General features: G+C 77.4%; 1 protein-coding gene. It reads left to right on the plus strand.

From position 1 onward, the window contains the following. Positions 1–523, plus strand: a 523-nt coding sequence (locus ACSNOC_RS27905) for a DUF3459 domain-containing protein (RefSeq protein WP_436750357.1), incomplete at both ends; no start/stop codon positions are given.

Here is a 523-nt window from a genome sequence, read left to right on the forward strand (position 1 = left end):
GCGAGCGGCTGGCGGCCCTCGTCGGACCGGAACGGGCGGCGCTGGCCGCCGCGCTGGTGCTGTGCGGGCCGTTCACGCCGATGCTCTTCATGGGCGAGGAGTGGGGCGCGACGACGCCGTGGCAGTACTTCACGGACCATCGGGACCCGGAGCTGGCCGAGGCCGTACGGGCGGGCCGCCGCCGGGAGTTCGCGGCGCACGGCTGGTCGGCGGAGGAGATCCCCGACCCGCAGGACCCGGCGACGCGGGACCGTTCCTGCCTGGACTGGCCCGCCGACCCGGCGCGCGAGCGGCTGTGGGACTGGCACCGTCGGCTGCTCGCGATCCGCCACGCCCACCTGCCGCCCGGCCTGCGCCTGGGGGAGGTGACCGCCGACCACGACGAGGCGGCCGGGTGGCTGGTGGTGAACAGCGGGCCGGTGACGGTCGCGGTGAACTTCTCGCCCACCGCCACGGCCGCCGCCACCCTGCCGCCCGGCCTGTTCGAGACCCTGGCCGCCACCCACCGCTGCCCCCCGCCCGA

This window comes from Streptomyces sp. URMC 129 (assembly GCF_051386415.1).
Lineage (GTDB): Bacteria > Actinomycetota > Actinomycetes > Streptomycetales > Streptomycetaceae > Streptomyces.